This window comes from Curtobacterium sp. SL109 (assembly GCF_026672405.1).
Taxonomy (GTDB): Bacteria; Actinomycetota; Actinomycetes; order Actinomycetales; family Microbacteriaceae; genus Curtobacterium.
Window position 1 is genome coordinate 2,106,610 of sequence record NZ_JAPPRB010000002.1, and the last position, 24,459, is coordinate 2,131,068.

General features: G+C 71.8%; 23 protein-coding genes. 20 read left to right on the forward strand and 3 right to left on the reverse strand.

Annotation, left to right across the window (positions count from 1 at the left end):
* The first annotated feature begins 26 nt into the window (after nucleotides 1–26).
* The 14 genes from dnaJ to OVA28_RS11490 all read left to right on the forward strand — a co-directional run bounded on the left by dnaJ (nucleotide 27) and on the right by OVA28_RS11490 (nucleotide 14,370).
* Entirely contained in the window at nucleotides 27–1,139 is a 1,113-nt protein-coding gene (gene dnaJ / locus OVA28_RS11425; RefSeq protein WP_268097028.1) for a molecular chaperone DnaJ, read from the forward strand.
* Nucleotides 1,139–1,876, forward strand: coding sequence for a 16S rRNA (uracil(1498)-N(3))-methyltransferase (locus OVA28_RS11430; RefSeq protein ID WP_268097029.1), 738 nt, complete (start codon nucleotides 1,139–1,141; stop codon nucleotides 1,874–1,876). The genes dnaJ and OVA28_RS11430 overlap by 1 nt, the downstream gene beginning before the upstream one ends.
* Before the next feature lie 65 nt (nucleotides 1,877–1,941).
* Entirely contained in the window at nucleotides 1,942–2,283 is a 342-nt protein-coding gene (locus OVA28_RS11435) for a histidine triad nucleotide-binding protein (RefSeq protein WP_268097030.1), read from the forward strand.
* Between the two features lie 58 nt (nucleotides 2,284–2,341).
* Complete coding sequence (locus OVA28_RS11440) at nucleotides 2,342–3,313, forward strand: PhoH family protein (protein WP_194661420.1); 972 nt, start codon at nucleotides 2,342–2,344, stop codon at nucleotides 3,311–3,313.
* The gene (gene ybeY / locus OVA28_RS11445) at nucleotides 3,310–3,771 is read left to right on the forward strand and encodes an rRNA maturation RNase YbeY (protein WP_194661178.1); all 462 of its coding nucleotides are present in this window, start codon (nucleotides 3,310–3,312) and stop codon (nucleotides 3,769–3,771) included. The genes OVA28_RS11440 and ybeY overlap by 4 nt, the downstream gene beginning before the upstream one ends.
* A gap of 5 nt (nucleotides 3,772–3,776) precedes the next feature.
* On the forward strand, nucleotides 3,777–5,099 hold the full coding sequence (locus tag OVA28_RS11450; protein WP_194661419.1) for a hemolysin family protein: 1,323 nt from the start codon (nucleotides 3,777–3,779) through the stop codon (nucleotides 5,097–5,099).
* The gene (gene era, locus OVA28_RS11455) at nucleotides 5,096–6,034 is read left to right on the forward strand and encodes a GTPase Era (protein ID WP_194661177.1); all 939 of its coding nucleotides are present in this window, start codon (nucleotides 5,096–5,098) and stop codon (nucleotides 6,032–6,034) included. Before OVA28_RS11450 ends, era begins: the two co-directional genes overlap by 4 nt.
* A gap of 56 nt (nucleotides 6,035–6,090) precedes the next feature.
* Nucleotides 6,091–7,329 carry a sensor histidine kinase gene (locus tag OVA28_RS11460; protein WP_268097031.1) on the forward strand — a complete coding sequence of 413 codons (1,239 nt, stop codon included), beginning with the start codon at nucleotides 6,091–6,093 and terminating at the stop codon, nucleotides 7,327–7,329.
* Nucleotides 7,326–7,997, forward strand: a complete 672-nt coding sequence (locus OVA28_RS11465) for a response regulator (RefSeq protein WP_194661176.1) — start codon at nucleotides 7,326–7,328, stop codon at nucleotides 7,995–7,997. The genes OVA28_RS11460 and OVA28_RS11465 overlap by 4 nt, the downstream gene beginning before the upstream one ends.
* Before the next feature lie 131 nt (nucleotides 7,998–8,128).
* A complete protein-coding gene (locus tag OVA28_RS11470; protein WP_268097032.1) occupies nucleotides 8,129–8,881 on the forward strand; it encodes an ABC transporter ATP-binding protein in 753 nt (250 codons plus the stop codon).
* On the forward strand, nucleotides 8,878–10,275 hold the full coding sequence (locus tag OVA28_RS11475; RefSeq protein WP_268097033.1) for an ABC transporter permease: 1,398 nt from the start codon (nucleotides 8,878–8,880) through the stop codon (nucleotides 10,273–10,275). The genes OVA28_RS11470 and OVA28_RS11475 overlap by 4 nt, the downstream gene beginning before the upstream one ends.
* Nucleotides 10,276–10,584: 309 nt before the next feature.
* Complete coding sequence (leuA, locus tag OVA28_RS11480) at nucleotides 10,585–12,360, forward strand: 2-isopropylmalate synthase (RefSeq protein WP_268097034.1); 1,776 nt, start codon at nucleotides 10,585–10,587, stop codon at nucleotides 12,358–12,360.
* Between the two features lie 376 nt (nucleotides 12,361–12,736).
* Nucleotides 12,737–13,576: a DNA repair protein RecO gene (gene recO / locus OVA28_RS11485; RefSeq protein WP_194661172.1), complete on the forward strand. Its 840-nt coding sequence runs from the start codon at nucleotides 12,737–12,739 to the stop codon at nucleotides 13,574–13,576.
* Nucleotides 13,573–14,370 (forward strand): isoprenyl transferase, encoded by a 798-nt coding sequence (locus OVA28_RS11490; RefSeq protein ID WP_194661171.1) that lies wholly within the window; start codon nucleotides 13,573–13,575, stop codon nucleotides 14,368–14,370. The genes recO and OVA28_RS11490 overlap by 4 nt, the downstream gene beginning before the upstream one ends.
* A 146-nt stretch (nucleotides 14,371–14,516) precedes the next feature.
* Here the strand turns inward: OVA28_RS11490 and OVA28_RS11495 are convergent, their stop codons facing one another.
* On the reverse strand, nucleotides 14,517–14,648 hold the full coding sequence (locus tag OVA28_RS11495) for a hypothetical protein (protein ID WP_268097035.1): 132 nt from the start codon (nucleotides 14,646–14,648) through the stop codon (nucleotides 14,517–14,519).
* Nucleotides 14,645–15,565, reverse strand: a complete 921-nt coding sequence (locus tag OVA28_RS11500) for a LysR family transcriptional regulator (protein WP_268097036.1) — start codon at nucleotides 15,563–15,565, stop codon at nucleotides 14,645–14,647. The genes OVA28_RS11495 and OVA28_RS11500 overlap by 4 nt, the downstream gene beginning before the upstream one ends.
* A gap of 71 nt (nucleotides 15,566–15,636) precedes the next feature.
* On the opposite strand from OVA28_RS11500, the gene OVA28_RS11505 reads away from it, so the two are divergent.
* The 3 genes from OVA28_RS11505 to OVA28_RS11515 all read left to right on the forward strand — a co-directional run bounded on the left by OVA28_RS11505 (nucleotide 15,637) and on the right by OVA28_RS11515 (nucleotide 18,999).
* Nucleotides 15,637–16,662, forward strand: a complete 1,026-nt coding sequence (locus tag OVA28_RS11505) for an aminotransferase class V-fold PLP-dependent enzyme (RefSeq protein ID WP_268097037.1) — start codon at nucleotides 15,637–15,639, stop codon at nucleotides 16,660–16,662.
* A gap of 60 nt (nucleotides 16,663–16,722) precedes the next feature.
* Nucleotides 16,723–18,108 carry a glycine--tRNA ligase gene (locus OVA28_RS11510; protein WP_228505216.1) on the forward strand — a complete coding sequence of 462 codons (1,386 nt, stop codon included), beginning with the start codon at nucleotides 16,723–16,725 and terminating at the stop codon, nucleotides 18,106–18,108.
* Nucleotides 18,109–18,279: 171 nt separating this feature from the next.
* Nucleotides 18,280–18,999 (forward strand): DsbA family oxidoreductase, encoded by a 720-nt coding sequence (locus tag OVA28_RS11515; RefSeq protein ID WP_268097038.1) that lies wholly within the window; start codon nucleotides 18,280–18,282, stop codon nucleotides 18,997–18,999.
* 179 nt (nucleotides 19,000–19,178) lie between these two features.
* Here OVA28_RS11515 and OVA28_RS11520 read toward each other — a convergent pair whose 3' ends face one another.
* On the reverse strand, nucleotides 19,179–19,664 hold the full coding sequence (locus OVA28_RS11520; RefSeq protein WP_268097039.1) for an aminoacyl-tRNA deacylase: 486 nt from the start codon (nucleotides 19,662–19,664) through the stop codon (nucleotides 19,179–19,181).
* A 74-nt stretch (nucleotides 19,665–19,738) separates the two neighbouring features.
* Here OVA28_RS11520 and dusB point away from each other — a divergent pair, with 74 nt between their 5' ends.
* The 3 genes from dusB to dnaG are packed head-to-tail and all read left to right on the forward strand — an operon-like array spanning nucleotide 19,739 to nucleotide 24,165.
* A complete protein-coding gene (gene dusB, locus OVA28_RS11525) occupies nucleotides 19,739–20,929 on the forward strand; it encodes a tRNA dihydrouridine synthase DusB (RefSeq protein WP_228505214.1) in 1,191 nt (396 codons plus the stop codon).
* Complete coding sequence (locus OVA28_RS11530; RefSeq protein WP_268097040.1) at nucleotides 20,926–22,215, forward strand: deoxyguanosinetriphosphate triphosphohydrolase; 1,290 nt, start codon at nucleotides 20,926–20,928, stop codon at nucleotides 22,213–22,215. Before dusB ends, OVA28_RS11530 begins: the two co-directional genes overlap by 4 nt.
* A 39-nt stretch (nucleotides 22,216–22,254) precedes the next feature.
* Nucleotides 22,255–24,165 (forward strand): DNA primase, encoded by a 1,911-nt coding sequence (dnaG, locus tag OVA28_RS11535; RefSeq protein ID WP_194661163.1) that lies wholly within the window; start codon nucleotides 22,255–22,257, stop codon nucleotides 24,163–24,165.
* Nucleotides 24,166–24,459 lie beyond the last annotated feature (294 nt).

Sequence of the window (24,459 nt, forward strand, 5' to 3'; positions counted from 1 at the left end):
CACCGACGAACACAACTGAGGGATACGTGGCAGACCACTACGACGTCCTCGGTGTCCCGCACGACGCGGCCGACACCGACATCAAGAAGGCGTACCGCCGACTCGCGCGGGAACTCCACCCGGACGTGAACCCGAGCCCCGACGCCGCCGAACGCTTCAAGGACGTCACGCACGCGTACGACGTGCTGAGCGACCCCGAGCAGCGGCGCCGCTACGACGCCGGCCCCGCCGACAGCCCCTTCGGCGGCGGTGGTGCGGCGGGCTTCAGCGACATCTTCGACGCCTTCTTCGGCGGCGGCGCCGGTGGTGGCCGTGGCGGCGGTCCCCGCAGCCGGGCCGAGCGCGGACAGGACGCCCTGCTGCGCATCGACGTCGACCTCGACGAGGTCGTCTTCGGCACGCACAAGGACGTCGAGGTCGACACCGCGGTGCTCTGCGAGACGTGCGGCGGCTCCTGCTGCGCACCGGGCACCAGCCCGCGCACCTGTGACATCTGCGGCGGGTCCGGCTCGATCCAACGCCAGGTCCGGTCGCTCCTCGGCAACGTCGTGACGAGCGCGCCGTGCGGCACCTGCCGCGGCCACGGGACCGTCATCCCGAACCCCTGCCCGACGTGCCAGGGCCAGGGTCGCGTCCGCGCTCGTCGCACCATCCCGGTCGACATCCCCGCCGGGGTCGACTCCGGTCTGCGCCTCCAGATGCCCGGGCAGGGCGAGGTCGGCCCGGCGGGTGGACCCTCCGGTGACCTGTTCCTCGAGGTCCGGGTGCACCACCACGACGTCTTCAGCCGCGACGGCGACGACCTGCTCGCCACGCTCGAGGTCCAGATGACCGACGCGATCCTCGGCACCACGACGACGATCGACGGCCTCGACGGTCCCGTGGAGCTCGAGGTCCGACCGGGCGTGCAGAGCGCCGACGTCCTGGTGATCAAGGACCGCGGCATCACGAAGCTGCGTGGCAGCGGGCGCGGTGACCTCCGGGTCGGCGTGCAGGTCGTGACCCCGACGAAGCTCTCGCACAAGGAGCGCCAGCTCGTCGAGCAGCTCGCGAAGTCGCACAAGTCCGCGGCACCGCAACTCGCCCGGTTCCAGCAGGGCATGTTCGGCAAGCTGCGCGACCGCTTCTTCAACTTCTGATGGCGTCGCTCTACCTGGTGGAGTCCCTCGACGGCGTGACCGTCGGGGACTCCGTCGCGCTCGACGGCGCCGAGGGCCGCCACGCGGTCACGGTGTCGCGGGTGCGAGTCGGGGAGACGCTCCGCCTCGGTGACGGCCGCGGCACCGTCGTGCTCGGACCGGTCGAGTCCGTCGGTCGTGACGCCCTCGTGCTGACCGTCGCGTCCGTGGTGGTCGAGGAACCGCCGTCCCCGTCGCTGACCCTCGTGCAGGCGCTCGCGAAGGGCGGACGCGACGAGATGGCGGTGCAGGCCGCGACCGAGATCGGCGTCGACCGCGTCGTGCCCTGGTCGGCGGCGCGCAGCGTCTCCCGCTGGGACGGCGCCAAGGTCGAGAAGGGCCGTGCCCGGTGGGCTGCGATCGCGCAGGAGGCCGCCAAGCAGGCGATCCGGTCGCGCGTGCCCTCGGTGGACCTGCCGATGACGACCGCGCAGCTCGCGGCGGCGTCCTCGGACGGCGTCGTGCTCGTCCTGCTCGACCCCACCGCGACCGAGCGGCTCGCCACGTGGGAGCCCCCGGCCGATGCCACCGAGATCGCCCTGGTCGTCGGACCGGAAGGCGGCATCGACGGCTCCGAGCTGGAGCGTCTCGAAGCCGCCGGTGCGGTGCGGGTCCGGCTCGGGGACACCGTCCTGCGGACCTCCACCGCCGGGCCCGCGGCACTGGCGGTCCTGCAGGCCCGCCTCGGCCGCTGGTGACCGCCTCGCGCAGCGCGGTCGCACCCGGAGGGCGCGGCGTCGGTCGGGCGTCCTACGATGGGGCCATGAGCAGCATCTTCTCGAAGATCGTCACGCGCGACGTCCCGGCGACCATCGTGGCCGAGGACGACCGCGTCATCGCGTTCGAGGACATCGCCCCGAAGGCCCCGGTCCACGTCCTCGTGGTCCCGAAGACCGAGCAGTACCAGAACGTCACCGAACTCGCGGCCGGTGACCCGGACCTCCTGGCGCACGTGGTCGCGACCGCCCAGCGCATCGCCGACGAGCGCTCGGGCGGGCAGTACCGGCTCGTCTTCAACACCGGCGAGACCGTCGGACAGACCGTGTTCCACGTGCACGCACACGTACTCGCAGGCGACCTGCAGGAAGGCACCCTTGCCAGCTGACGACACCGCACCCACCGAGACCGAAGCCGTCTCGGAACTCGCCGTCGACGGGATCGCGATGGTCCAGCTCCTCGGCCCACAGGACCGGCTGCTGAAGACCGTCGAACGCCAGTACCCCGGTGTCCGCGTGCTCGTCCGCGGCAACCAGGTCACCCTGACCGGTCCGGAGCGCGACGTCGCCCGTGCCCGCGCACTGGTCGACGAGCTCGTGGACATGGTCAAGCGCGGCCAGGACATCGGCCAGTCGGACATCCCCACGTCGGCGCGCATCATCGACGAGGCCCGCAGCCCCGCCGACGTCTACGGCACACCGATCGTGGCGAGCCGCGGCAAGTCCGTGCGTCCGAAGACGGACGGGCAGCGCCGGTACGTCGACGCCATCGACGAGCACACGATCACGTTCGGCATCGGCCCCGCCGGCACCGGCAAGACGTACCTCGCCATGGCCAAGGCCGTCCAGGCCCTGCAGCGGCGCGAGGTCACCCGCATCATCCTGACCCGTCCCGCGGTGGAGGCCGGCGAGCGGCTGGGGTTCCTGCCCGGCACGCTGACGGACAAGATCGACCCGTACCTCCGGCCGCTGTACGACGCGCTCAACGAGATGATGGACCCTGAGCTGGTCCCGAAGCTCCTGGCCGCCGGCACCGTCGAGGTCGCACCGCTGGCGTACATGCGCGGGCGCACGCTCAACGACTCGTTCGTGGTGCTCGACGAGGCCCAGAACACCACGCCCGAGCAGATGAAGATGTTCCTCACCCGCCTCGGGTTCGGGTCGCGGATGGTCATCACGGGCGACATCACCCAGGTCGACCTGCCCGGCAACGTCTCCGGCCTGCGGCTGGTCACGCAGATCCTGTCCGAGGTCGAGGACATCCACTTCGCCCGTCTCGGCAGCGAGGACGTGGTCCGCCACACCCTCGTCGGCCGGATCGTCGACGCCTACACCGTGTACGACGAGCAGCGGCTCGTCGAGCAGGCGGAGCGCCGCCAGTCCAGCACGAAGAACGACGCCAGAGGAGGCGCCCGGTGAGCATCGAGCTCAACAACGAGTCCGGCGTCGCGGTCGACGACGACGCCATCCAGCGCCTCGCCGCGTTCGCGCTCGACGCCATGCACGTGCACGCCGACGCGGAACTCGCCGTCGTGCTCGTCGACGAGGGCGCGATGGAGCAGCTGCACATCCGGTGGATGGACGAGCCGGGTCCGACCGACGTCCTGAGCTTCCCGATGGACGAGCTCCGCCCGGGCACCGAGGACGAGCCCACCCCGGCCGGGCTGCTCGGTGACATCGTGCTCTGCCCGCAGGTGGCCGAGGCCCAGGCGACGACCGCCGGGCACTCCACCACCGACGAGCTCCTGCTGCTGACCTGCCACGGCATCCTGCACCTGCTCGGGTTCGACCACGCGGAACCCGACGAGAAGGCCGAGATGTTCGGGCTGCAGGGGGAGATCCTCGCCGGGTTCGCCGCCCAGCGCCGAGGGCGGTGACGGCAGTGCTCCTCGTCGCCGCCCTGCTCGCGGTGGCGTTCGTGCTCGTGGTCCTCGGCGGACTGCTGGCATCTGCCGACGCCGCGCTGGCCGTGTCGTCCCGCGCGGACCTCGACGAGATCGCCAAGGGCCACAAGCGCCGCCGTGCGATCGAGGCCATCGCGGACGACGTCGGTGCCCACGTCAACGCACTGAACTTCTTCCGGGTGCTGGCGGAGACCGCAGCGGCCGTGCTCGTCACGATCGCGCTGTTCAGCGTGCTCGACACCTGGTGGCTGGCACTCATCGTGTCCGCCGCGATCATGACGGCCGTGTCGTTCGTCCTGGTCGGGTCGAGCCCCCGCAGCGTCGGACGGGCACACCCGGAGCAGCTCGTCGGGCTGACCGGTGGGCTCATCCACACCGTGCGCATCGTGCTCGGGCCGCTCGCCGGACTCCTCGTCGTGATCGGCGACCGGGTCACGCCGGGGCGGAACGGCAGCACGTCGAGCGTCTCGAGCGAGGAGCAGCTGCTCTCCCTCGTCGACGAGGCCACCGAGAGCAACGTCCTCGAAGCCGACGACCGCGAGCTCATCCACTCGGTCTTCGAGTTCAGCGACACCCTGGTGCGCGAGGTCATGGTGCCGCGGACGGACATGGTCACCGCGGACGCCGGTGACTCGCTCGCCGCGGTGATGGAGCAGTTCCTCGCCGCCGGGGTCTCGCGCATGCCGGTCACGGGCCGCGACAGCGACGACGTCCTCGGCGTCGTCTACCTTCGCGACCTGGCCCGCGCCCTCTACGAGAGCCCCGACGCCGGTGGCCGCCCGGTGACGTCGCTGCTGCGCGTCGCCGAGTTCGTCCCCGAGTCCAAGCACGCCGACGACACCCTGCGCCACATGCAGGCCGCGAAGAACCACCTGGTGCTCGTCGTCGACGAGTACGGCGGGGTCGCGGGGCTCGTGACGATGGAGGACCTCATCGAGGAGCTCGTCGGGGACATCTCCGACGAGTACGACCGCACGGTGGTCGACCGCGTGGACCTCGGCGACGGCGTCTGGCGGATCTCCGCCCGGATGCCGATCGACGACCTCGGCGACCTGTTCGGCATCGACCTCGACGACGACGACGTCGACACCGCCGGCGGCCTGCTCACCAAGGAGCTCGGCCACCTCGCCACCGCGGGGGAGTCCGTCACCGTCTCCGGGGTCGTCCTGACCGCCGACCGGGTCGAGGGCAAGCGCCGCCACCTCATCTCCGTGCTCGCCGAGCGCACCGACGCCCTCGAGCGCGTCGAGCAGGCGTTCGACGGCACCGCATCCACCACGACGGGAACCCACTCCGCATGAGCGACACCGACGACGGCACCACCGAGCACCCCATCACCTACCGAGCCGGCTTCGTGTCGTTCGTCGGACGCCCGAACGTCGGCAAGTCGACGCTGACGAACGCGCTCGTCGGCGAGAAGGTCGCGATCACGTCCTCGAAGCCGCAGACCACCCGACGGGCCATACGCGGCATCGTGCACCGTCCCGACGGCCAGGTGATCATCGTCGACACCCCCGGTGTGCACCGCCCGCGCACGCTCCTCGGCGAGCGGCTCAACGACCTCGTGCAGTCCACGCTCGGCGACGTCGACGTCATCGGGTTCTGCGTGCCGGCGAACGAGCCGATCGGCCCGGGTGACCGCTTCATCAACGAGACGCTCGACCACTTCCCCCGTGCCAAGAAGGTCGCGATCGTGACGAAGGTCGACCGTGCCGGCAAGGAGAAGATCGCGCAGCAGCTCCTCGCCGTCTCCGCGCTCCGCGAGTGGGACGCCATCGTGCCGACCTCCGGCACCGAGGGCACCCAGCTCGACGCCCTCCTGATGGAGATCACCCGGCTGATGCCGGAGTCGCCCGCGCTCTACGGGGCGGACGCGATCACCGAGGAGACGAACGAGGAGCGCATCTCCGAGCTGATCCGCGAAGCCGCGCTCGAAGGCGTCCGCGACGAACTCCCGCACTCCCTTGCCGTGCTGATCGAGGACATGGTCGAACCCGACCCGGACGACGACCCCAACGGGCCGCTGCGGATCTTCGCGAACCTGTTCGTCGAGCGGGACAGCCAGAAGTCCATCGTCATCGGCCACAAGGGCGAGCGGCTGAAGGACGTCGGCATCCGCGCGCGCGCCGAGATCGAGTCGCTGCTCGGTGGTCGCCACGTGTACCTCAACATCCGGGTGAAGGTCGCCAAGGAGTGGCAGCGCGACCCGAAGCAGCTCGGGCGCCTGGGGTTCTGACGCCCGTCATCCGACGGACGGACGCGCACGTGCCCCGCCAGCCGTACCGTGGACGGGTGTTCCGTCCCATGCTGCGCAGCCAGATCGTCACCGACGTCGTCGTCGCCGCGGCACTCGGCGTGCTCGTCGGGCTCGTCGGGGCGGCAGGTCTGCTCACGAGCGACCAGGCGTTCATCGTCGTCGGGATGACCGCGGCGTTGGCCATCCGGCGTCTGTCGCCGGGGCTGGCGCTCTCGCTCGCCTGGGTCACCGCGATCTACCAGATGGTGACCGGTCAGCAGCCGGACCCGTCGAACATCTTCATCGCCGGGGTCATGTACACGACCAGCGCGTACGGCAGCAGTCGCGTCCGGGTCGCCGGCCTGGTCTCGGCGATCGTCGGGTCCGTGACGGCTGCCCTGTACGTCGGGATCCCGGACTTCATCACCCGCCTGCACGAACCGACCCAGGACGGGCCCGTGATCGAGTCCGGGCGGGTCATCGGTGTGGTCCTGATCGTCGTCCTCGCGCTGCTGCTGCTGCCGTGGCTCGGTGGCGTTGTCGCGCGCACGCGGCAGACCGCACGGATGAGCCGCGAGGCCCAGTTGCTCGCCGAACGCGACGCCGCGCGTGCCGACCGCGCCGTCGCCGTCGAGCAGGAGCGGGTCAGCATCGCTCGCGACATGCACGACATCGTCGCCCACTCCCTCGCCGTGGTGATCGCGCAGGCCGACGGGGCCCGCTACGCGCTGAAGGCCGACCCCGCGGTGGCGGACCAGGCGCTGGGAACGATCTCGAGCACAGCGCGTCGAGCGCTCGGCGACGTCCGTGAACTCCTCGGGGCGCTCCGGCACGAGCAGGGCACCACGCCGACCCCGGACATCGACGACATCGAGCGGCTCGTCGGGGAGATGCGCGAGGTCGGCCTGGAGGTCGACATCGAACGGAACGGCGACCCGAGCAGCCTGCCGACGAGCACGCAGCTCGCGGTGTACCGGATCGTGCAGGAGAGCCTGACGAACGCCTACAAGCACGGCGAACGCGGGACACCGGTGCACGCGTCCCTGACCTACCGCCCGGACACCGTCGAGATCGACGTCGTGAACCGTCGCTCTGACGACGGCCGCGCCGGACCCGGCACCGGCCACGGACTGGTCGGGATGCGGGAGCGTGCGACCCTGTCCGGTGGCACCATGACCGCCGGACCGCGCGGGCAGGACTTCGCCGTCGCCGTCCGCATGCCAGCACACCCCGCCACCGGGCAGATGCCCCGCGGTCTCTTCACCTCGACCGACCAGGAGCGCACCGCGCCATGACCGACACCCCGATCCGCGTCGCCCTCGTCGACGACCAGGCGCTCTTCCGCACCGGCATCCGGATGCTCATCGACTCCCAGCCGGACCTGCGCTTCGTCGGGGAGGCCGGCAACGGCGCCGAGGGCGTCGAGCTCGTCCGGCAGGGGCGACCCGACGTCGTGCTCATGGACGTCCGCATGCCCGTGATGGACGGCATCACGGCCACCGCGCGCATCGTCGAGGACGCCGGCACGGACGGCGCCAAGGTCCTCGTGCTGACGACGTTCGACTTCGACGAGGCCGCGGCGAAGGCCATCCGCGCGGGTGCCAGTGGCTTCGTGCTCAAGGACGCGGACCCCGAGTTCCTCCTCGCGGCGATCCGCACCGTCCACGCGGGCACGGCGGTCTTCGCGGCGTCGGCGACACGGGAGCTCCTCCGTCGGTACGACGACACCGCCGAGCGTGCCGCGAACGTCCCGGCGGCCGTCAACGACCTCACGCCGCGCGAGCGCGAGATCTTCGACCTCGCCGCCCGCGGGTTCAGCAACAGCGAGATCGCGCAGCACGAGTTCGTGAGCGAGGCGACCGTGAAGACCCACATCTCCCGGGTCCTCAGCAAGCTCGGCCTGCGCGACCGGGTCCGCCTGGTGGTCTTTGCGCACGAGCACGGTCTCGTCACCAAGGACTGACGGCCCCGCCGTCCTGGGTCGGGGCGTCATCCGAGCGGATGAGTCCTCCACCGGGAAGTGCACCGAGCGGCGCATCCACAGGAGCCGACCGGCGGACGCGGGGCGGGCCTCCCGGCCGTCATCGTTGGACCATGACCACCAGCCACGCTCCCATCATCCGCCTCGACCACGTCTCCAAGCACTTCGGTGACGCGGCCCGCCGCGTCACCGCGCTCGACGACGTCAGCGTCGACATCGGCGCGGGGGAGTTCACCGCGGTGATGGGGCCGTCGGGTTCCGGCAAGTCGACGCTCATGCACGTCGCCGCGGGGCTCGACACCGTGTCGGCCGGCCGGATCCAGATCGACGGGGTCGACATCACGGGCCTCGGCGACAAGGACCTCACCGAGCTCCGTCGTCGTCGGCTCGGCTTCGTCTTCCAGTCCTTCAACCTCGTCCCGACGCTCGACGTCAGCGAGAACATCCGGCTGCCGTTCCTGCTCGGCGGACACCGGACGACGGCCGAGGAGAACGCCTGGATCGACCGGCTCGTCGACATGCTCGGGCTCGGCAACCGACTCTCGCACCGTCCGCACCAGCTGTCCGGCGGCCAGCAGCAGCGCGTCGCGATCGCCCGCGCACTGGCGTCCCGTCCCGCCGTCGTGGTGGCCGACGAACCGACCGGGGCCCTGGACTCCCGCACCGGGCGCGACGTCCTCGGGATCCTTCGCGGCGCCGTGGCCGAGTGGGGCCAGAGCGTCGTCATGGTGACCCACGACCCGGTCGCCGCCGCCAACGCCGACCGCATCCTGTTCCTCGCCGACGGCCGCATCGTGGGCGACCGGCCCGCGATGAGCGCCGCCGACATCTCCACCACGATGCTCGGGATGGAGGCCGCCGCATGAACACCGTCCGCGACTTCTCGCCCACCATCCTCGTCGCCGCGCTCGGCACCACGTTCGGCTCCGCACTCGTCATCGCTCCGGGGATCGTGACCGAGGCGCTCCGGGCAGCTGGGCTGTCCGACTTCGCCTCGGTCAAGTCAGTACTCGACGTCGTCGGGTGGCTCTTCCTCGGCATCGCCCTGTACGTCGGGGCGATCGTCACCGCCAACACGTGCGCGACGCTCATCGCCGGACAGACCCGGGTCATCGCGCTCCAGCGGCTCGTGGGCGCCACCGGGGCCACCCTGCGCTCCCGCATCACCCGCGCTGGCCTGGTGGTCGGGGTGATCGGCGGGCTCATCGGCGTCGTCGTCGGCACCGGCCTGTCCGCCCTCTTCGTCGCGGTGCTCCGCGGCAACGGCTTCCTGCCCGACACGTCGTACACGCTCGTGCCGTGGCAGCTCGTGCTCCCGGTGGTCGCCGTTGTGCTGGCCACCTGGGGTGCCTTCGCGGTCGGGTCGCGCCGCGTGCTCACCGTCACGCCGCTGCAGGCGCTGTCCTCCGTCGTCGAACCGAGTCACGACGACGTCAGGTCCGGGCTCGCGCGGAAGGTCTGGGCGGTCCTGCTCATGGCCGGCGGCGCTGCGCTGATGCTGCTCGGCCTCCTCCTGAGCTCCAGCAGCCCGGTCGCGGTGTTCCCCGCAGCACTGGGGGGTTTCATCTCGTTCGCCGGGGTCGCCGTCGGTGCGACGATCGTGATGCCACCCGTCCTGTCGCTGATCGGGCGGATCGGGGCGAAGGACCCCGTCGTGCTCCTCGCCGGCCGGAACGCGCTGCGGGCGCCGGGTCGTGCCTCGCGGGCGACCATCGGGCTCGTCATCGGCGTCACGCTGCTGGTCACGTTCGCGGTCGCCCTCGGGATGATGCAGCACCTGCTGGAGGAGCAGCTCCGGGCGCAGTTCGGCGGCGGCGGCAAGCAGCAGGTCGAGCAGCTCCGTGACGTCTTCGTGCAGGTCAACGGCGTGGTCAGCGTCATCGTCGGGTTCTCCGCCGTCATCGCCGCGGTCGGCGTCGTCAACGCCCTCGCGCTCGGGGTGCTGCAGCGGCGTCGGGAGCTCGGGCTCCTGCGGGTGCTGGGGCTCACCGGGGCGCAGGTGCGCCGGATGATCATCACCGAGGCCGTCCAGATGGTGGTCGCGGCCGTCGTCACCGGGCTGGTGCTCGGCACGGTGTACGGCTGGGTCGGCGGGCAGACGCTGCTCGGGTCGATGGGCTCACCGGGAGCGCCGGTCCTGCCGCCGCTGACGATCGTCATCGTGGTCGTCGGGGCACTCGTCCTCGCGGTCGCCGCCACCGTCGCCCCAGTGCGCCGGGCGATGCAGGTCTCGCCGACCGAGGCCCTCGCGGTCGACTGACGCCCGCTGCACGGCGCTGGCGTGGGGTGTCGTCGCACAACGGACATCGGCTCGAACCACGGACTTCGGTGGTTCGAGCCGATGTCGGTCGTGAGGTGCCGCCCCGCCTCGTTCCGCGGGCAACCCCGCGCCGACCGCGCTGTCACACGGGTGACCTGCGGTGCTACGGTGAATCCGATGTACTCGGCGCTCCTCCTCCTTCGCTGCCGCGACGAGGCCTGACTCAACGGCCCACCTCGTCGCGGAGTCCGTCGTGGCCGCACACACGCGAGTGCTGATGACCAGCGCAACGACGAAAGCGACGAAACGATGCAGAACACGCAGCGCCCCTCCGGGATGCCGATCCACAAGTACGTCCCCTTCCACGAGCAGATCGCCGTCGAGCTGCCGGACCGCACCTGGCCGACGAAGCGCATCGAGAAGGCCCCCCGCTGGTGTGCCGTCGACCTGCGTGACGGCAACCAGGCCCTCATCGACCCGATGGACGCCGAGCGCAAGCGCGCGATGTTCGACCTGCTGGTCGGCATGGGCTACAAGGAGATCGAGGTCGGGTTCCCGAGCGCCTCGCAGACGGACTTCGACTTCGTGCGCAGCCTGATCGACGAGGGCGCGATCCCCGACGACGTGACGATCCAGGTGCTGACCCAGGCGCGCGAGCACCTCATCCAGCGCACCTACGAGGCGATCGACGGCGCGAAGCAGGCCATCGTCCACCTCTACAACTCGACGTCGATCGTGCAGCGCGAGGTCGTCTTCCGCACCGACGTCCAGGGCGTGGTGGACATCGCCGTCGCCGGGGCGAAGCTGTGCAAGGCGGCCGAGGCGTCGCTGCAGCACGACACGACGGTCTACTACGAGTACTCGCCGGAGTCGTACACGGGCACCGAGCTCGAGGTCGCGCTGCAGATCTGCAACGCCGTGCTCGAGGTCTTCGAGCCCACGCCCGACCGCAAGGTGATCATCAACCTGCCCGCCACGGTCGAGATGGCGACGCCGAACGTCTACGCCGACTCGATCGAGTGGATGTCCCGTCGCCTGGCGCACCGCGAGGACGTCATCCTCTCGCTGCACCCGCACAACGACCGCGGCACCGCCGTCGCCGCCGCCGAGCTCGGCTACCTGGCCGGCGCGGACCGCATCGAGGGCTGCCTGTTCGGCAACGGGGAGCGCACCGGCAACGTCGACCTGGTCGCCCTCGGCATGAACCTGTTCACGCAGGGCATCGACCCGGAGATCTCCTTCTCGGACATCGACCAGGTCAAGCGCACCGTCGAGTACTGCAACCAGCTGCCCGTGCCGGAGCGCCAGCCGTGGGCTGGCGACCTCGTCTACACGGCCTTCAGCGGCTCGCACCAGGACGCCATCAACAAGGGCTTCGACGCGATGAAGGCGAAGGCCGCAGCGGCGGGCAAGTCCATCGACGAGGTCGAGTGGGCCGTCCCCTACCTGCCCGTCGACCCGAAGGACATCGGCCGGTCGTACGAGGCCGTCATCCGCGTGAACTCCCAGTCGGGCAAGGGCGGCGTCGCCTACCTGCTCAAGACCGACCACGCGATCGACCTGCCCCGCAAGCTGCAGATCGAGTTCTCCGGCGTCGTGCAGCAGCGCACCGACACCGAGGGCGGCGAGTTCAGCTCGGACAAGATCTGGGACCTGTTCCGCGACGAGTACCTGCCGGCGCCCGTCGACGAGGACAAGTGGGGTCGCTACGAGATCACGAAGACGGCGACCTCGAGCGACTTCGACGGCACGACGAACCTGTCGGTCGCGATGCGCGTCGACGACGGCAGCGTCACCGCCGAGGCCGTCGGCACCGGTCCGATCGACGCTTTCCTCACCGTGATGCGGGAGCAGGGCGTCGCCGTCACGCTGTACGACTACTCGGAGCACACCATGAGCGCCTCCGGAGACGCCAAGGCGGCCTCGTACGTCGAACTCGACGTCGACGGCGTGCGGCTGTGGGGCGTCGGCATCGACGCCGACATCGCGACCGCGTCGCTCAAGGCGATCGTCTCCGCCGTCAACCGTGCGGTCCGCGCGGGCGCGGCCTCCGGGGCGGCGTCGCCGGAGCTCGTCACCGCGTAGCACCTCGCGATCCCGCGGTCCGCGGTCAGCGGTCCGCAAGTCCGCGGTGAGATCGCACTTCGTGTCGCCTCGCGGCGCCACGACCCGACACGAAGTGCGATCTCGGCGGGCCGGGGTGCGGAGTGCGGAGTGCGGAGTGGGGCGCTGAGCGGCGCGACCACGGCCGGGAGGCGCGGTGCCGGTCCGACTCGCACCGCGCCTCCCGGCCGTGGTGCGTTCCCACCCGTGTCGGGTGCAATGGCACGTGGTTCCGCGCGTCGTGGGTCGGAAGAAGTGACCTGCGACGCTCGAGGAGACCTGCGATGCGCGGAACGGCCGGCCAGGTGCGTCAGCACCCCTGCGCCGGGCTGTCGGTGCGGCGGGGGATACTGGGGGCATGCCGCTGTACCGGGACGAGTGCGTCGTGCTCCGCACCCACAAGCTCGGCGAGGCGGACCGCATCGTCACCATGCTCAGCCGCCAGCACGGCAAGATCCGCGCCGTCGCGAAGGGCGTGCGGCGGACGGCGTCGAAGTTCGGCAGCCGGCTTGAGCCGTTCATGGTCGTCGACGCCCAGTTCTACGAGGGCCGCTCGCTCGACATCGTCACGCAGGCTGAGTCGCTCGGCGCGTACGGCGCGCAGATCGTGGCCGACTACAGCGCGTACACCGCCGCCAGCGCCATGGTCGAGACCGCTGACCGTCTGAGCGAGGCGGACGCCGGCCTGCAGCAGTACCTGCTCCTCGTCGGGGCCCTCCGGTCACTGTCCCGCGGCGAGCACGTGCCGTCCGCCACGCTCGACTCCTACCTGCTGCGGGCGATGAGCATCGCGGGGTGGGCGCCCTCGTTCTCGGACTGCGCCGTCACGGGCGAGCCCGGCCCGCACTCGGCGTTCGTCGTCCAGCTCGGCGGGGTCGTGGCCGACGGGGCTGCACCGCCCGGGTCGCCGCGGCTCGACGTCACGACGCTCGACATCCTCGGGTCGCTGCTCGCGGGGGACTGGGCCTCGGTGGACGCGGCCGACGAGCGGACCAGGTCGCGGGCGTCCGGCGTGGTCGCCGCGTACGCCCAGTGGCACCTGGAACGATCGCTGAAGTCGCTGCCGCACGTCGACCGCACGGAGCACCCCGCTCCGATGCCGGTCACGCACGACGGCCCGGCGGCGACGGCACGGGCGGTCGCTGCGACGCCGGCCCCGGCCATCCCCGACGTCCACGAAGGAACCAGCACCGCATGAGCCCCCGCCGCACCGACGCTCCCGAGCCCTTCCGTCCGGTCGACTGGACGGGCGAGACGCCCCCGGCGATCCCGCAGCGGTTCGTCCCCGAGCACGTGGCGATCGTGATGGACGGCAACGGTCGGTGGGCGAACGGCCGCGGGCTCACGCGGATCGAGGGCCACAAGGCTGGCGAGGCCTCGCTCCTCGACGTCGTCGCCGGCGGGATCCAGATCGGCGTCAAGCACATCTCGGCGTACGCGTTCTCGACCGAGAACTGGAAGCGTTCCCCCGAGGAGGTCCGCTTCTTGATGGGCTTCAACCGCGACGTCATCCGGCGTCGGCGCGACCAGCTGAACGAGTGGGGCGTGCGGGTGCGGTGGGCCGGCCGGCGCCCACGCCTGTGGCGGAGCGTCATCGACGAGCTCGAGACCGCCGAGCGGATGACGGCGGGCAACGACGTCCTGACCCTGACGATGTGCGTGAACTACGGCGGCCGGAACGAGATCGCCGACGCGGTCCGGTCGATCGCCGAGGACGTCGCCGCCGGGACGCTCAAGCCGAGCCAGGTGACCGAGAAGGCCCTCGCCCGCCGCCTCTACGTGCCGGACATGCCCGACGTCGACCTGTTCCTGCGGAGCTCGGGCGAACAGCGCACCAGCAACTTCCTGCTGTGGCAGTCGGCGTACGCGGAGATGGTGTTCCTCGACCGGCTCTGGCCGGACTTCCGGCGCACGGACCTCTGGGGCGCGGTGGAGGAGTACGCCCGCCGCGATCGGCGCTTCGGCGGCGCGGTGGACGTCCCCACCGCCTGACCCGCGCGCGGCGCAGGCGGGCCCGAGTCTCGGCCCCGCGGACATCGTGCGCGTTCCGGCAGCCGCACGATGTCCGCACAGCCGAGTCTCGGCACCGCGAACCCGCGCCGCGGACCGGCCGCGCCGCGGCGCCGAACCCACGCTGCTCAGGCGAGCAGGGCTGCCGCCGCGCGCACGGCCTCGAGCGTCGCCCGGACGCTCGGCACGCGCTCGGCTCCGCGGGCGACGACGACCTCGACGTGGCGGGCCAGGTCCTCGTCGACGGGGTCGACCGTCACCCCGGCGGGGATGACCGTCGTCGCGAGGGCCAGCCGGGGAGCAGCGCCACCCCGAGTCCCGCGGCGACGAGCCCCACGACCGCTGCGGCGTTGTCGGTCTCGAGCACGATGTCCGGCGTGAACCCGGCACTCGCGCACGAGGCGAGCAAGTGCCCCCGGCAGCGCGGGCAGCCCCCGATCCACCGCGCGTCACGCTGCGACGCGAGGTCCACGACGCCGGGACCAGCACCGGACCCGCCAGCGACGCCGGGACCAGCCACGGAGCCCGCGGTACCGACGGGACCATCGCGATCCGAGCCTCCAGACCGGACCGCCGACCCCGCACCCGCACCCGCACCCGCACCCGCACCCGCTCCTGCTCCTGCTCCCGCCCCCGCGGGCGTGACCAGCGCCAACGGGTCCCGCCCGATCGACCGCGTCAGCAGCCCCGGGTCCGGGACCGCACCGACCTCGTCGCCGACGTAGGTGAAGGTCAGCGCGACGTCGGCCTCGCCGCGGCGCAGCATCGCGAGCGCCTCGGGCGGCTCGACCTCGACGTAGGTCGTGGTGACACCCGGCACGCGGTCGGCCAACCAGGCGAGCACGGCCGGCACGAGGGTGGACGACGCACTCGGGAAGCCGGCGATCCGGACCCGCCCGCGCGTGAGGCCACCGACGGCGTCGAGGTCCTCGCGGGCAGCGGTCAGCGCTGCCTGCACGTGCAACGCGTGGTCGGCGAGGACCTGGCCGGCCTCGGTGAGGCTCACCCCGCGGGCGCCGCGGAGCACGAGCGCGTGCCCGAGTCGCTGCTCCGCACGCTGGAGCAGCTGGCTGACGGCGGGCTGGCTGTACCCCAGGGACGCCGCGGCGCCGGTGATGGAGCCGGCGTCGGCGACGGCACGGAGGGTCCGGAGCAGCTGCGGGTCGAGGTCGTCCACAACAGGATGTTATGGCAGGGCGAAGCAAGCTGTCCTGGTGTGATGCCCGTGCCGGCGCGACGATGGCGACCATGGACTCCTTCGTCGATGGCCACGGCTACCTCGCCGCCTGCACCGCCGGGCTCCCGACGCGCGGGACGCTCGCCGCGATGCGGGCCGACCTCGACCTCTGGGGAGGCGGCCACGTGGACCCGGTCCGCTACGGCGGCCTCGTCGAGGAGGGCCGCGAGCTCTTCAGCCAGGTGGTCGGCGTGCCCGCGGCGCGGATCGCGACCGGTTCGCAGACCTCGACGATGACGGCGGTGGTCGCCGCGGCGCTGCCCGACGGTGCCGAGGTGGTCGTGCCCGACGGCGACTTCAGCTCGATCGTCTTCCCCTTCCTCGCCCAGGCACACCGCGGCGTCCGGGTCCGGAGCGTCCCGCTCGACGCCCTGGCCACCAGCCTGCGGTCCGACACCGCGCTCGTCGCGTGGTCCGCCGTGCAGTCGGCCACCGGCGTCGTCGCGGACTCGGCGGCCGTCGTGACGGCAGCCCGCGCGGTGGGTGCCAGGACGCTCTGCGACCTCACCCAGGCGGCCGGGGTGCTGCCGGTGTCGGCCGAGCCCTACGACGTGACGGTCACCCACGCCTACAAGTGGCTCTGCGCGCCGCGCGGCGTCGCCTTCATGACCCTCTCGGACGACGCGCTCGGCTGGCTGCGCCCGACCCAGGCCGGCTGGTACGCGGGCGCGGACGTCTGGGCGTCCTGCTACGGACCGGCCATGCGGCTCGCCGACGACGCCCGCCGCTTCGACGTCTCCCCGGCTTGGCAGGCCTGGCCCGGGGCGGTCGCCGCCCTGCGGCACGTCGCGTCGCTCGACGTTCCATCGGCCTGGAGGCACGCCACCGGTCTCGCGGACCGGCTGACGGACGCCCTCGGGTCGGCCCGGCAGACGCAGGCGATCGTGACGATGCCCGACGCGTCCGGCTCCGCGCTGGCGGCGCTGCGGGCGGCGGGGATCACCGCGTCGGGCCGTGCGGGGCGGCTCCGGCTCGCGTTCCACCACTGGAACGACGAGTCGGACGTGGACGCCGTCGCCCGGGTGCTCGCCCGTTAGGCTTGCCCGGTCCCTTCCCCGCCCCGAGCATCCAGCTCGGCGACACTGATGGAGTTCTCCTTGGCTCAGCCCTCCCGTCTCGACTCGGTCATCGCCCTCGCGAAAGGCCGCGGCTTCGTCTTCCAGTCGGGTGAGATCTACGGCGGTTCGCGCTCCGCGTGGGACTACGGGCCCCTCGGCGTCGAGCTGAAGGAGAACATCAAGCGCCAGTGGTGGCAGCGGTTCGTCCGCGGACGCGGGGACATGGTCGGGCTCGACTCCGCCGTCATCCTGCCCCGCAAGGTGTGGGAGGCCTCCGGGCACGTCGCCACGTTCACCGACCCGCTCGTCGAGTGCCTGCACTGCCACCACCGCTTCCGCGAGGACCACCTCATCGAGGCCTTCGAGGCCAAGAAGGGCCGCGCACCCGAGGGCGGCATGGCGGAGATCGCCTGCTCGAACTGCGGCACCCGCGGCCAGTGGACCGAGCCCCGCGAGTTCTCCGGCATGCTCAAGACCTACCTCGGCCCGGTCGAGTCGGAAGAGGGGCTGAACTTCCTCCGCCCGGAGACCGCCCAGGGCATCTTCGTCGACTTCGCGCAGGTCGTCACGACCAGCCGCATGAAGCCCCCGTTCGGCATCGGCCAGGTCGGCAAGGCGTTCCGCAACGAGATCACACCCGGCAACTTCATCTTCCGCACGCGCGAGTTCGAGCAGATGGAGATCGAGTACTTCGTCCCGCCGGCCACCGCGGGCGAGCACTACGAGCAGTGGATCGCCGACTCGGTCGCGTGGTTCACGGACCTCGGCATCGACCCGGAGAACCTCCGCCGCTTCGACGTGCCGGACGGCGAGCGCGCGCACTACTCCGACGCCACCGCCGACATCGAGTACCGCTTCGGGTTCCAGGGCACCGAGTGGGGCGAGCTCATGGGCGTCGCGAACCGCACGGACTTCGACCTCAACAACCACATCGAGTCCTCCGGCAAGGACCTCCGCTTCTTCGACCAGGCGGCGAACGAGAAGTACGTGCCGTACGTCATCGAGCCGTCGTTCGGCCTGACCCGTGCGCTCATGGCCTTCCTGCTCGACGCCTACCACGAGGACGAGGCCCCCAACGCGAAGGGCGGCGTGGACAAGCGCACCGTGCTGCGCCTCGACCCCCGCCTGGCGCCCGTCAAGGCCGCCGTGCTGCCGCTGTCCCGCAACGAGCAGCTCTCGCCCGTCGCCCGAGGCCTGGCCGACGACCTGCGCAAGGTCTGGAACGTGGACTTCGACGACGCCGGTGCGATCGGTCGTCGCTACCGTCGCCACGACGAGATCGGCACGCCGTTCTGCATCACCGTCGACTTCGACACGCTCGAGGACCAGGCCGTCACCGTGCGCGAGCGCGACACGATGAGCCAGGAGCGCGTGGGCCTCGACCGCCTGCAGGGGTACCTCGCCGAGCGCCTGCTCGGGGCGTAGCGGGTCGGGGGCCAGAACCCGTCGTTCGCGGGTCGCCGGGGGCCCGCACGACACCGGTGTTGCGCGGTCGCGCCGCGGAAGGACGCGGCGCGACTGCTGAACACCGGTGTCCTGCATCCGGGACTCCGGGACTCCGGGAATGCCGGGACCACGGCCGCGTTGTCGTTCTGCATGAGCGACTCTGTGAAGGTGGACGTCTGGTCCGACATCGCCTGCCCCTGGTGCTACATCGGCAAGCGCAAGTTCGAGGCCGGCGTCGCCGCGTTCGGTGGCCCGGTGGAGGTCGAGTACCACTCGTTCGATCTGAGCCCCGACACCCCGGTGGACTTCGAGGGGACCGAGGCCGAGTTCCTCTCCCAGCACAAGGGACTGCCGGTGCAGCAGGCCCAGGAGATGATCGACCGGGTCGCCGGCATCGCCGAACAGGTCGACCTGCACTACGACTACGACGCCCTCCGCCACACCAACACCGTCAAGGCGCACCAGGTCATCCACCTCGCCAAGCAGCACGGCAAGCAGCTCGAGATGGTCGAGCGGCTCTTCACCGCCTACTTCGAGCGCGGCGAGCACGTCGGGCAGGACGACTCCCTGGCTGACCTCGGCGCCGAGGTCGGGCTCGACCGGGACGAGGTGCTCCGCACCCTCCGCGACGACGCCCAGCTCGCCGCCGTGCGCGCCGACCAGGCCCAGGCGCAGGCGTTCGGCATCAACGGGGTGCCGTTCTTCGTCATCGACGGCAAGTACGGCGTCTCGGGTGCCCAGGACCCCGCAGCGTTCGAGCAGGTGCTGCAGCAGGTCGTCGCGCTCCGCGGCACGACGCCGGAGGAGGTCGCCTCGGCGACCGAGCGCGCGACGGACGACGCGAACGCCGACGTGGCGGCGACCCGATGACGGGCCTGGGCGCGCCTGTGGGCGGTGGGTCGGGCCTCCCGGCCGGTCTGGAGGCTCGTCCCGCGCTCCTGACGCTCGTCACGCCCGGTGGGGCGCCGGTCTGCGAGGGCGACGTGTGCTTCGTGCCCGGCGCCGAGGGGGACTGGAGCGAGGTCCCGGACTGAGGTCCGGCTCGCTCCTCAGCGCTGCGGTTCCTCGTCGGTGATGTCGGCGACGGTCGCGCCGTACGCGGCGACGAGCTCGTCGGCGTCGACGAACGCGCTCGCGCCGTGGCGGCCCGCGCCGAGCGCCACCCGGCGGCCGAGGATGCGCTCGTCGGCGTAGACGGGCAGGTCCCCGGTCGCACCGATCGGCGTGATCGTTCCGCGTTCGTAGCCGGACGCGGCCAGGGCCGTGGCGGCGTCGGGCATCGAGAGCTTGTTGACGCCGACGACCGCGCGGAGCTTCTTCCAGGCGATGCTCCGACCGCCGGGGACGAGCGCCAGCACGAAGTCCCCGTCGTGGCGCTTCACGACGAGGGTCTTCACGACGTCGCCCGCCGTGATGCCGAGGAGCTCGGCGGCCTCTGCCAGGGAGTCCGCGGCGGGACGGTCGACGACCTCGACGTGCAGCCCGCGGGCGGTGGCGTCGGCGTCGAAGCGGGCGATGGGGTCGGTCGTCGTCATGGGGACAACGCTAGTTCTCCACAGCTGTCCGCGCTTCCGCGGGGATCGCGAGGGGCATGGGACAATGAGGGGCAATGACGATCACACACGCACCCGTTGACACGCACGCCGGCACCCCGCTCGGGGTCCCGGCGAAGCCGTTGCGCATCGGCCCGATCGAGGTCGACGTGCCCGTCGTGCTCGCGCCGATGGCCGGGATCACGAACATGGCCTACCGCCGGCTCTGCCGCGAGTACGGCGCAGGGCTCTACGTCTGCGAGATGATCACGTCCCGCGCCCTGGTCGAGCGCACGCCCGAGTCGATGCGGCTCATCCAGCACCACGAGTCCGAGACCCCGCGGTCCATCCAGCTCTACGGCGTCGAGCCCAACACGGTGGCCGAAGCCGTCACGATGCTCGTGTCCGAGGACCGCGCCGACCACATCGACCTGAACTTCGGGTGCCCGGTGCCGAAGGTCACGCGCAAGGGCGGCGGCGCAGCGCTGCCGTGGAAGACCGACCTGTTCCGCGACCTCGTGACGAAGGCCGTCCGCGCCGCCGGGGACGTCCCCGTCACGGTGAAGATGCGCAAGGGCATCGACGCCGACCACCTCACCTACCTCGACGCCGCCCGCATCGCGCGGGACGCCGGCGTCGCCGCGGTCTCGCTGCACGCGCGCACCGCGAACGAGCACTACTCCGGGCACGCCGACTGGTCGGCGATCGCGACCCTGAAGGAAGCCGTCACCGACATCCCGGTGCTCGGCAACGGCGACGTCTGGTCCGCCGCCGACGCCCTGCGCATGGTCGAGCAGACCGGCGCGGACGGCGTGGTCGTCGGGCGCGGGTGCCTCGGTCGGCCGTGGCTGTTCGGCGACCTGGCCGCTGCCTTCCGCGGGGAGGGCCTGCGCTACATGCCGTCCCTCGGCGAGGTGGCCGAGGGCTTCCGTCGGCACGCCGAGCTGCTCGTCGAGTTCTTCGAGTCCGAGGAGCACGGCTGCCGGGACATCCGCAAGCACGTCGCCTGGTACTTCAAGGGGTACCCGATCGGCGGGGACGTCCGCTCCGGGCTCGCCATGGCGTCGAGCCTGCAGGAGATCGACGACCTGCTCGGCCAGCTGGACGCGTCCGCGCCCTACCCGGGTGCCGACGCCGAGGGGCCCCGCGGTCGTGCCGGCAACCCGAAGCGCACCGCACTGCCCGACCGCTGGCTCGAGTCGCACGACGTGGACGCCGAGTTCCGCAAGGTCCTCGCCGCCGCCGAGATGCACCACAGCGGCGGATGAGCGCCACCGCCTCGTACGGGCCCGCCGACGCCGAGCGCTGGCTGCCCGAGGAGCACGGCAACCGCCGCTCCGACTTCGCCCGTGACCGCGCCCGCCTGCTGCACTCCAGCGCGCTCCGGCGTCTGGCCGCCAAGACCCAGGTGCTCAGCCCGACGACCGGACTCGACTTCGCCCGGAACCGGCTGACGCACTCGCTCGAGGTCGCCCAGGTCGGCCGCGAGCTCGCCGACTCGCTCGGGCTCGACCCCGACGTCGTCGACACCGCCTGCCTGGCGCACGACATCGGCCACCCTCCCTTCGGCCACAACGGCGAGACCGCGGTGAACGCCTGGGCCGCCGGGATCGGCGGGTTCGAGGGCAACGCGCAGACCCTGCGGCTGCTCACGCGGCTCGAGCCGAAGGTCTACGGCTCCGGGCCGGACCAGGACCGTGCCTACGGCCTCAACCTGACCCGGGCGTCGCTCGACGCCTCGTGCAAGTACCCGTGGCCGGCGTCGCAGGGTGTCGGTGAAGCATCCTCCGGGCGCACGAAGTTCGGGTTCTACGACGACGACCACGACGCCTTCGAGTGGCTCCGCGCCGGCGCTCCCCGGCGCCAGCGCTGCATCGAGGCCCAGGTGATGGACCTCTCCGACGACATCGCGTACTCCGTCCACGACTTCGAGGACGCCGTCGTCGCCGGGTTCATCGACGTCGCCGCGCTGGGGGACCGGGTCGGCGAGAACGACATCGTGTCGGCCATGCACGCGTGGGTCGGGGACGACCTCAGCCGTGACGAACTGCTCGAGGCCTTCGACCGCCTCCGGGCACTGCCGCTGTGGATGACCTCCTACGACGGCTCCCGACGAGACTCCGCCCGGCTGAAGAACCTCACCTCGCAGCTCATCGGCCGGTTCGCCCGCACGGCCACCACAGCCACGCGGGACGCCTACGCCTCGGGGTCGCTCGTGCGCTTCGCCGCGTCGGTCGTCACCCCGCCGGAGATCATCGGCGAGATCGCGGTGCTCAAGGGCATCGTCGCGGCCTTCGTGATGACCCAGGGCAACCGGCAGCCCGTGTACGAGGACCAGCGCCGCGTGCTGACCGAGCTCCTCGACGTGCTGGCCGACCGCGGTGACGACGCCCTCGAGCCCGGGTTCGCCGCCGACTGGCGCCAGGCCGACGACGACACCGGGCGGCTGCGGGCCGTCGTGGACCAGGTCGCGAACCTCACCGACCAGGGCGCACTCGCGTGGCACCGTCGTCTCGTCGTCGGCGAACGGGAGACCGTCCACATCCCCGTCTGACCGGTCGGCGCGGTCAGCCCCGCGAACTAGGATCGAGGGGTGGCTGGACTCATCGCGCGGAACGACATCGACGAGGTCCGCGCACGCGTGAACATCGCCGACGTCGTCGGTGACTTCGTCACGCTCAAGTCCGCCGGTGTCGGCTCGTTGAAGGGTCTCTGCCCCTTCCACGACGAGCGCTCCCCGTCGTTCCACGTCCGCCCCCAAGTCGGTCGGTACCACTGCTTCGGCTGCGGGGAGGACGGCGACGTCTTCAGCTTCATCATGAAGCAGGACCACACCACGTTCTCCGAGGCCGTCGAGCGGATGGCCGCCAAGATCGGGTTCACCCTCCACTACGAGGAGGGCGACGGGCCCCGCACCGACTACAACACCCGTGCGCGGCTCATCGCGGCGAACGAGGCCGCGGCGAAGTACTACGTCGCGCAGCTCACCACGCCGCAGGCCGAGCCCGCCCGACGCTTCCTGGGCGAGCGCGGCTTCGACCCGGCCGCCGCGGCGCACTTCGGCGTCGGGTTCGCCCCGAAGTCCTTCGACGCGCTGAAGGACCACCTCAAGGGGCAGGGCTTCACGATCGAGGAACTCACGTCGGCCGGGCTCGTCAGCCAGGGTGACCGGTCCCCGTACGACCGCTTCCGTGGGCGCCTGATGTGGCCGATCCGCGACGTCACCGGGGCCACGATCGGGTTCGGCGCCCGGCGGCTGCTCGACGACGACAAGGGCCCGAAGTACCTCAACACCCCCGAGACCCCGATCTACCACAAGAGCCACGTGCTCTACGGGCTCGACCTCGCCCGCCGCGACATCTCGAAGCAGAAGCAGGTCGTCATCGTCGAGGGCTACACCGACGTCATGGCGTGCCACCTCGCCGGCATCACCACCGCGGTCGCCACGTGTGGCACGTCCTTCGGCGTCGACCACATCAAGGTGCTGCGGCCGATGCTCGGGGACGTCAGCGGCGGCGACCCGAACGCCAACGGCGAGGTCGTCTTCACGTTCGACCCGGACGAGGCCGGCCAGCGCGCCGCGTCCAGGGCCTTCGCCGAGGAGCAGCGCTTCGCCGCGCAGACCTTCGTCGCGGTGGCCCCCGGCGGCCTCGACCCGTGCGACCTCCGCCTGGCGCGGGGCGACGACGCGATCCGCCGGCTGGTCACGAACAAGCGTCCGATGTTCGAGTTCATGATCCGTCGTACGCTCGACGGCCACGACCTCGAGACCGTGGAGGGCCGCGTCGCCGCACTCCGGTCGGCAGCGCCCGTGCTCGCCGGCATCCGCGACCGTTCGCTCACCCAGGGATACGTCCGCGAACTCGCGGGATGGCTCGGCCTCGAGATGGGCGAGGTCGGACGTGCCGTCGAGGGCGCCCGGTCCCGCGCTGCCGCCGACGCCCGCTCGCACAGCTCCGTCCCCGTGGGCCAGGCCGGCCCAGGCGGACAGCTCGTCGCGCCGCTCGACGAGCCCGTCGCCGGACTCCGGTCGCTGCCGAACGACCTCATCACGCGGATGGAGCGCGACGCCGTGATGGCGATGGTGCAGCAGCCGACGTCGGTCGGGGCGCCGCTGCTCGGCCTCGCCGCCGCCGCCACCTTCTCCGCGCCGATGCTCGCCGTGGTGCGGGACGCCGTCGTGGCCAACGTCGATGCCCTCGGCGCGTCGGACTGGCTCGACCGTCTGACCTCGGACGTGCCGGCACCGGTCCGCGGCCTCGTGTCCGAGCTCGCACTGGCGCCGATCCCCGCCCGCACCGACGAGGACCTCGCGATCTACTGCCGCGGGATCGTCGTGGCGCTCGTCGAGCGGGACCTCCTCGCCCGCAAGGCCTCGCTCCTCGGACAGCTGCAGCGCGCCGACCCGAACGAGCAGTCCGACCGCCGCGGGGAGATCCAGCGGCAGCTCGTCGACCTCGATGCGCAGCGGATGCGGCTGCGCGCCGACGCCGAGTCCGCGTAGGGGCGGCTCGCGCGGCCAGCACGGTGCGCGGTCGTCCGCACGGTGCGAGCTCGCGCTCCCGGTGCGCCGCCACGTGGCCGCACGGGGTAGCCGACCTTGCACCAGGGCCGTCACCGGCATGGCGGACGCGAGTCGAGCCTCCCGGCCGACCCGCTGAGATCGCACTTCGTGTCGCGACGCGGTGCGGTGCGCGGAGCCGACGCGAAGTGCGATCTCAGCGCGCACCGGGCGGGGTGTGCCGGGCGCGGCGGGCGTGCGGTGAGCCTCCTGACCGGTCGGGACACACCGTGGGTC

Bases quoted from the DNA above. Each gene is read 5' to 3' on its own strand.
- OVA28_RS11430 (WP_268097029.1), top strand. From the start codon at position 1,139: ATGGCGTCGCTCTACCTGGTGGAGTCCCTCGACGGCGTGACCGTCGGG.
- OVA28_RS11435 (WP_268097030.1), top strand. From the start codon at position 1,942: ATGAGCAGCATCTTCTCGAAGATCGTCACGCGCGACGTCCCGGCGACC.
- OVA28_RS11440 (WP_194661420.1), top strand. From the start codon at position 2,342: ATGGTCCAGCTCCTCGGCCCACAGGACCGGCTGCTGAAGACCGTCGAA.
- era (WP_194661177.1), top strand. From the start codon at position 5,096: ATGAGCGACACCGACGACGGCACCACCGAGCACCCCATCACCTACCGA.
- OVA28_RS11465 (WP_194661176.1), top strand. From the start codon at position 7,326: ATGACCGACACCCCGATCCGCGTCGCCCTCGTCGACGACCAGGCGCTC.
- OVA28_RS11470 (WP_268097032.1), top strand. From the start codon at position 8,129: ATGACCACCAGCCACGCTCCCATCATCCGCCTCGACCACGTCTCCAAG.
- OVA28_RS11475 (WP_268097033.1), top strand. From the start codon at position 8,878: ATGAACACCGTCCGCGACTTCTCGCCCACCATCCTCGTCGCCGCGCTC.
- leuA (WP_268097034.1), top strand. From the start codon at position 10,585: ATGCAGAACACGCAGCGCCCCTCCGGGATGCCGATCCACAAGTACGTC.
- recO (WP_194661172.1), top strand. From the start codon at position 12,737: ATGCCGCTGTACCGGGACGAGTGCGTCGTGCTCCGCACCCACAAGCTC.
- OVA28_RS11490 (WP_194661171.1), top strand. From the start codon at position 13,573: ATGAGCCCCCGCCGCACCGACGCTCCCGAGCCCTTCCGTCCGGTCGAC.
- OVA28_RS11505 (WP_268097037.1), top strand. From the start codon at position 15,637: ATGGACTCCTTCGTCGATGGCCACGGCTACCTCGCCGCCTGCACCGCC.
- OVA28_RS11515 (WP_268097038.1), top strand. From the start codon at position 18,280: ATGAGCGACTCTGTGAAGGTGGACGTCTGGTCCGACATCGCCTGCCCC.
- OVA28_RS11520 (WP_268097039.1), bottom strand. From the start codon at position 19,664: ATGACGACGACCGACCCCATCGCCCGCTTCGACGCCGACGCCACCGCC.
- dusB (WP_228505214.1), top strand. From the start codon at position 19,739: ATGACGATCACACACGCACCCGTTGACACGCACGCCGGCACCCCGCTC.
- OVA28_RS11530 (WP_268097040.1), top strand. From the start codon at position 20,926: ATGAGCGCCACCGCCTCGTACGGGCCCGCCGACGCCGAGCGCTGGCTG.